Annotated in this window: 9 protein-coding genes and 1 pseudogene; 6 read left to right on the top strand and 4 right to left on the bottom strand. The window is 70.6% G+C overall.

Annotated elements, in window-relative coordinates:
• Positions 1–66 precede the first annotated feature (66 nt).
• Together WH07_RS30920 and WH07_RS30915 are read left to right on the top strand one after the other, a co-directional pair.
• Positions 67–1,713, top strand: coding sequence for an ABC transporter ATP-binding protein (locus tag WH07_RS30920; protein WP_046507359.1), 1,647 nt, complete (start codon positions 67–69; stop codon positions 1,711–1,713).
• A 50-nt stretch (positions 1,714–1,763) separates the two neighbouring features.
• A complete protein-coding gene (locus WH07_RS30915) occupies positions 1,764–2,561 on the top strand; it encodes an ECF transporter S component (protein ID WP_106409723.1) in 798 nt (265 codons plus the stop codon).
• A gap of 72 nt (positions 2,562–2,633) precedes the next feature.
• Here the strand turns inward: WH07_RS30915 and rpmF are convergent, their stop codons facing one another.
• From rpmF to rpmB, 3 genes are all read right to left on the bottom strand, one after another.
• Positions 2,634–2,804, bottom strand: coding sequence for a 50S ribosomal protein L32 (gene rpmF, locus WH07_RS30910; RefSeq protein ID WP_046507353.1), 171 nt, complete (start codon positions 2,802–2,804; stop codon positions 2,634–2,636).
• 294 nt (positions 2,805–3,098) lie between these two features.
• Complete coding sequence (gene rpsN / locus WH07_RS30905) at positions 3,099–3,404, bottom strand: 30S ribosomal protein S14 (protein WP_046507349.1); 306 nt, start codon at positions 3,402–3,404, stop codon at positions 3,099–3,101.
• Positions 3,404–3,640 (bottom strand): 50S ribosomal protein L28, encoded by a 237-nt coding sequence (gene rpmB / locus WH07_RS30900; RefSeq protein ID WP_046507346.1) that lies wholly within the window; start codon positions 3,638–3,640, stop codon positions 3,404–3,406. Before rpmB ends, rpsN begins: the two co-directional genes overlap by 1 nt.
• A 99-nt stretch (positions 3,641–3,739) precedes the next feature.
• On the opposite strand from rpmB, the gene rpmG reads away from it, so the two are divergent.
• From rpmG to rpsR, 4 genes are read left to right on the top strand one after another with little or no spacing between them, the layout of a single operon-like run.
• A complete protein-coding gene (gene rpmG / locus WH07_RS30895; protein ID WP_046507343.1) occupies positions 3,740–3,904 on the top strand; it encodes a 50S ribosomal protein L33 in 165 nt (54 codons plus the stop codon).
• 5 nt (positions 3,905–3,909) lie between these two features.
• A complete protein-coding gene (locus tag WH07_RS30890; RefSeq protein WP_046507340.1) occupies positions 3,910–4,167 on the top strand; it encodes a type B 50S ribosomal protein L31 in 258 nt (85 codons plus the stop codon).
• Positions 4,168–4,184: 17 nt separating this feature from the next.
• Positions 4,185–5,318, top strand: a complete 1,134-nt coding sequence (locus WH07_RS30885) for a GTP-binding protein (protein WP_198533925.1) — start codon at positions 4,185–4,187, stop codon at positions 5,316–5,318.
• A gap of 42 nt (positions 5,319–5,360) precedes the next feature.
• Complete coding sequence (rpsR, locus tag WH07_RS30880) at positions 5,361–5,603, top strand: 30S ribosomal protein S18 (RefSeq protein WP_046507335.1); 243 nt, start codon at positions 5,361–5,363, stop codon at positions 5,601–5,603.
• Positions 5,604–5,883: 280 nt separating this feature from the next.
• On the opposite strand, the pseudogene WH07_RS30875 reads toward rpsR, so the two are convergent.
• Positions 5,884–6,102, bottom strand: a pseudogene (locus WH07_RS30875) (NmrA family transcriptional regulator); the annotation flags it as partial.

The following is a 6,102-nucleotide window of genomic DNA, read 5'->3' as shown; positions in this document are numbered from 1 at the left end:
TGGTGAAGAGCAGGACGGCGGACACCCCCCCGCCCCGCACCGGCCCGTCCGGAAGGCCGAGTCAGCGTGATCACCTTCGACCAGGTCACCGTCCACTACGACGACGCGGCAGGACCCGCCCTGCGCGATGTCGACCTCACGGTGGAGGAAGGTGAACTCTGCCTGGTCGTCGGTCACACGGGCGTCGGCAAGTCCACCCTCCTCGGTGCCGTGAACGGGCTCGTGCCGCACTTCACCGGCGGCACCCTGTACGGGCGTGTCACCGTCGACGGCCGTGACACCGCCCACCACCCGCCCCGGGAACTCGCCGATGTCGTGGGAGTGGTCGGCCAGGACCCGATCGACGGTTTCGTCACCGACACCGTCGAGGAGGAACTCGCCTACGCCATGGAGCAGTTGGCGATCCCTCCGGGGACCATGCGCAAGCGGGTCGAGGAGACCCTGGATCTGCTCGGCCTCGCCGACCTGCGCCACCGCGCCCTGTACGAACTCTCCGGCGGCCAGCAGCAGCGCGTCGCCATCGGCTCCGTCCTCACCGCCCACCCCCGGGTCCTGGTCCTGGACGAGCCGACCTCGGCCCTGGACCCGACAGCGGCCGAGGAGGTTCTCGCGGCGGTCACCCGCCTCGTACACGACCTCGGTGTCACCGTCCTCATGGCCGAGCACCGCCTCGAACGGGTCGTCCAGTACGCCGACCGCGTCATCCATCTGCCCGGCGACGGCAGCGCCCGCATCGGGGCGCCCGCCGACATCCTCCGTACCTCCGCGATCGCCCCGCCCATCGTCGAACTGGGCCGGGCCGCCGGCTGGTCCCCACTGCCGCTCTCGATCCGCGACGCGCGCCGGGCCGCCGCGCCCCTGCGCGCCCGGCTCGCCGGCCAGGTCCCGGCCCCGGTCCGCCGGCCCGTGACCGACGACCTGCCGTGCCTGCTGACCGCGCGCGGTGTCACGGTCGCCTACCAGGGCGTTGCCGCGGTCCGGGAGGTGGACGTGGACCTGCGCGCGGGCGAGATCGTCGCCCTGATGGGCCGCAACGGCTCCGGAAAGTCCTCTCTGCTGTGGGCCCTCCAGGGCTCCGGCCCGCGCCGCGCCGGGACCGTGAAGGTGAGCGAGACCTCCGGCGCGACGCACACCGATCCGCACTCCGTGCCCGCCGCCCGGGCCCGCCGGCTGGTCGGCCTGGTCCCGCAGACCCCCGCCGACCTGCTCTATCTGGAGAGCGTCAAACAGGAACTCGACCAGGCGGACTCCGAGTCGGGCACACGGGAGAAAGCTCGTACGGTCCTGGACCGTCTCGCACCCGGCATCGACGACGCCACCCACCCGCGCGACCTCTCGGAGGGGCAGAAGCTCGCCCTCGTCCTCGCCATCCAGCTCTCGGCCGCGCCCCAGGTCGTCCTGCTGGACGAACCGACCCGGGGCCTGGACTATCGGGCCAAGACGGAACTGATCCGGGTCGTGGACACCCTCGCGGCCGAGGGCCGGGCCGTCGTCATCTCCACCCACGACGTCGAGTTCGCCGCACGCGCCGCCGACCGTGTGGTCGTCATGGCCGAGGGAGACGTCGTCGCCGATGGCCCGACAGCCGAAGTCATCGTCTCCTCGCCGGTCTTCGCACCGCAGACCGCCAAAATCCTGGCACCTCTGGCGTTCCTGACGGTCGATCAGGTCATGGCGTCTGCACCGGCGGCCGAAGAGGAGACGCTGTCGTGACCGCGCGCCCCACCGCCGCCATCCGGCTGACCCCGCGCGTCGGCCTGGTCATGGCGCTCGCCGCCTTCCTCGGACTGGTCGCGTTCTTCTGGCCGTTCGCCGTGGCGCCGGGCACTTTCAGCTCCGGCTACGCGCCCCCGCTGATCTTCGGTGTCCTGCTGGTGCTCGTCCTGTGCGTGGTGCTGTCCGAGATCGCCGAGGGCGGCATCGACTCCAAGGCCCTCGCGATGCTCGGCGTCCTCTCCGCGGTCAACGCGGCCCTACGTCCCCTGGGCGCCGGAACCGCCGGAGTCGAGACCGTCTTCTTCGTGCTGGTCCTGGCGGGGCGGGTGTACGGTCCGGGCTTCGGTTTCACCCTCGGCTGCACCTCGTTGTTCGCCTCCGCGCTCATCACGGGCGGGGTCGGGCCCTGGATGCCGTACCAGATGTTCGGCTGCGCCTTCGTCGGAATGCTCGCCGGGTTCCTGCCACGCGCCACCGGCCGGAGCGAGGTGCTGCTGCTGGCCGTATACGGCTCGCTCTCCGGCTACCTCTTCGGCTTCCTCCTGAACCTTTCCTTCTGGCCGTTCTCCCTGGACCCGAACAGCTCCATCGCCTACCTGCCCGGTCTGCCCTTCACCGAGCAGTGGCAGCGCTACATCGCCTTCGACCTCGCCACGTCCCTCGGCTGGGACACCGGACGGGCCGTCACCAACTTCGTGTGCGTGCTGCTGGCGGGCCCGGCCGTACTGACCACCTTCCGGCGCGCCGCACGCCGCGCCCGCTTCCGGGCCCCCGTACGCTTCGCGGCACCCCCCACAGCCCAGCCCGGTCCCGGCGGAACGGTTGACGGCTCAGTACAGGGTTGAGCGGAGCGGGCTTGCCGACGCCGTTGAGACCGGAGAGGACAGTGACGGGCAGTGCGGTCGTTCGGTCATCCGTCAGCCCCCGGGGTGCAGCAGACCGCGTTCGTATGCCTTGGCCAGCCGCTGCGGCACCAGGTAGATGACTCCGTCCAGTGTGACCGGGACGAGTTGAGGTGTGGTGGCCTTCCACTGGGCCCGGCGGTGGCGGGTATTGCTGCGGGACGTCTTGCGCTTGGGGACAGCCATGGTGGATCTCCTAAGTGATTGTGGTCAGCGGGCACACAGCGCGGGGCCGTCCGGCCGCGGAGCCGGGCGGAACGGACGCCATGGCTGTGGCGGCCGGGAGCGCCGGGGCATCCACGGCCCGGCGGCCATGATGTGCCGCTGGGGCAGGGGCCGGTACGGAAAGGAAGGGTGGCGCCCGGGGCCCGGGCTGCACGGGACGCACGGGCCCGGGCCGCACGGGACCCACGTCTGAGCCGGATCACCGCTGCGACGGAAGCGAGTGCGCGGCCCGGCGTCAGGCGGGCCGGGTGAAAGTCACCAACTGCTCTTTGTCACACCGGGAAGTTCGCCCGCGTGGCTCATCTCGCGCACACGGATGCGGGAGAGGCCGAAGGCGCGCAGGTACCCGCGGGGGCGGCCGTCGACGGAGTCGCGGTTGCGTACGCGTGTGGCACTGGCGTCGCGCGGCTGGCGGCGCAGCTCCCGCTGGGCGGCGGCGCGCTCGTCGGCGGTGGCGTCGGCAGACGCGATGATCGTCTTCAGTTCCGCGCGGCGCTCTGCGTAGCGGGCGACGATCACGCGCCGCTGTTCGTTCTTGGCGATCTTGCTCTTCTTCGCCATCAGACCTTTCCTCCTCGGGCACGGATACGGGCCACCGCGGCCTCGACGCCGATCGCGTCAACGGTTTTGATGCCCTTGGTGCTGAGCGTGAGCCGGACGTGCCGGCCCTCGCTCGGCAGCCAGTAGCGCTTGTGCTGGACGTTGGGGTTGAACCGGCGCTTGGTGCGGCGGTGTGAGTGGGAGATGTTGTTGCCGAAGCCCGGCTGGCGGCCGGTGAGTTGGCAGTGGGCGGACATGACCCCTCCGGAGAACGTCGTCACTGTGGGTGTCGTGGTTGCTCGTGGAGGCACCGTAGCATCTTGTGAAAATGAAAACCATGTGCATATGGTGGGGCAATGGCCCGTAACGAACTGCGCCCGATCATCAAGCTGAGATCCACCGCCGGAAGCGGTTACACCTACGTGACCCGCAAGAACCGCCGCAACAACCCCGACCGGCTGACACTTCGCAAGTACGACCCCGTCGCCGGCCGCCATGTCGACTTCCGTGAGGAGCGCTGACCCCCGTGAAGCCCGGAATCCACCCGGAGTACCGGCCTGTCGTCTTCCGTGACCGGGCCGTCGACTTCGCCTTTCTCACCCGCTCCACAGCCACCGGCGAGAAGACGGTCGAGTGGGAGGACGGCAACACCTACCCCGTGATCGACGTCGAGATCTCCTCCGCCAGTCACCCCTTCTACACAGGCACCCAGCGGGTCCTGGACACCGCCGGCCGCGTCGAGCGCTTTGTGCGGCGGTACGGGCGCGGAGGGGGGAACACGTGAGCGGCGGCCGGACAAAGTTGTCCGTGGCAGTGGTCGCCGGACTGCATGCCGATGCCCGCCGGGCGGCCGTAGAGGAGATCCTCCGAACCATTCCCGGCTCCGTCGTCCTCCATCACGACCTGTCGGCCGCGACCAACAGCGCCGTGCACCGCACCGTAAGAGACACCGGCGGCCTGCTGTCCAGCGGTGACGCGCCCCTGGTGAACGACTGCGCGTGCTGCGCCCTGCGCGAGGATCTCGTCCCCGAACTGCTGCGGCTCGCCGGCGCCGGAACGTACCGGCTCGCCGTCGTGGAACTGTGGGATTCGGTCGAGCCCCAAGCCATGGCCACGGTCATCGCCGTGGAGGAAGCACTGGAGCTGACGGGGGTCGCCGCAGCGGTCGACCCGGCGCTCCTCCTGCCAAGCCTGGCCAACGGCGACGACCTCGCCGATGTCGGCCTGGCCGCGGCCCCGACCGACCAGCGCACCGTCGGCGACACCTTCGCCCGGCAGATCGAGTACCCCACCGTGCTCGCCCTCGCCGGAAGTGACGAGCCCGCGGACGACGGCAACCTCGCGCTGCTCGCCCAACTCACCCCGGCCGCACGGCGCGTGAAGCTGGGCGAAGGTTTGTTCGGCGCGGCCATGCTGGCCGGCTTCGACCTTGCCGCCGCTGCCGCAAGGCAGCATCCCTCGTGCGCGCTGCTGCCCCAGGACGCCGACGAACACGGTGTGATGACCCTTGCCTGGCGGCGCGACCGGCCGTTCCACTCCGGGCGACTGTACGCGGCGCTGGAGGACCTGACCTGCGCCGCCGCCCGCAGCCGGGGCCGGTTCTGGCTCGCGGATCGCCCCGACACCCTGCTGTCCTGGGAAGCCGCCGGTGGCGCGCTGTGCGTGGAGTCCGCCGGCCCCTGGCTGTCCGCACTGCCGGACGCCGCCTGGGAGATGGTGCCCGCCGAGCGCCGTGTCGCCGCCTCGCTGGACTGGCATCCGGAACACGGCGACCGCTGCCAGCACCTCACCTTCACCTCACCCGGCCTCGACCGCGACGGCCTGCTGAGCCTGCTCGACTCCTGCCTGCTCACCGACACCGAATACGCGGCCGGACCGGAGGCATGGAAGGACATCCCCCCTGCCTTCGACGAACTCCTCGATCCGGTCGCCTGAACACCTCCGCAGACCCTTCACCCGTAAGGAATGAACCCGGCCATGTCCTCCCGTACCAACCCCAAACGCAAGCCGGTCAAACGCAGCCGCGCCAACCCTCTGGACGCCGCGAGCATCACGTATGTCGACTACAAGAACACCGACCTGCTGCGGAAGTTCATCTCCGACCGCGGCAAGATCCGCAGCCGCCGTGTCACTCACGTGACGAGCCGGCAACAGCGGCAGATCGCCCGAGCCATCAAGAATGCCCGGGAGATGGCCCTGATCCCCTACAGCTCCCGATAGGAACAGAGACGCTGCGATTCGATCACGATGGGGTGGGCGCGTGGGGATCACGCCGGGAGGTGAGATGGCCGCGCAGACACCAACCTCGCCGGACAGCTTCGCGTACCCGACGGCCTCGAATGCAGCCATGTCCCGGCCGGGTCCGGGACGTTCCCGGCCCCCACCGGGCCGAGTCGTCGCCGACAAGGGCAACTCGCCCCGCGCGATCCGCGCCTGCCTCCGCAGGCACGGCACCTCCCGCACGAGCGTGCGTTGCCTTCCGCGCGCTCGGGGCGGGGGCCTATCGGAAGGCCGGCAGGTTGCGCGCAACCCAGTCGTCGAAAGGCCTGGCCGGCCGGTGGAGGACGTTCTCCACGTCGGGGCTGATCGTCTGCTCGGCGGGCAGCGGGATCCCGAGGACGTCCAGGGTGCCGTCGATGACCTCCCCGGGCATGAACTGGGCCATGTGGGCGTGGGCCTGTTCGCGGGACAGCTCCACAAGGGCCCCCGTACCCCCACC

This window comes from Streptomyces odonnellii (assembly GCF_000981895.1).
Classification (GTDB): domain Bacteria; phylum Actinomycetota; class Actinomycetes; order Streptomycetales; family Streptomycetaceae; genus Streptomyces; species Streptomyces odonnellii.
This window is presented reverse-complemented; position numbering and strand designations above follow the sequence as displayed.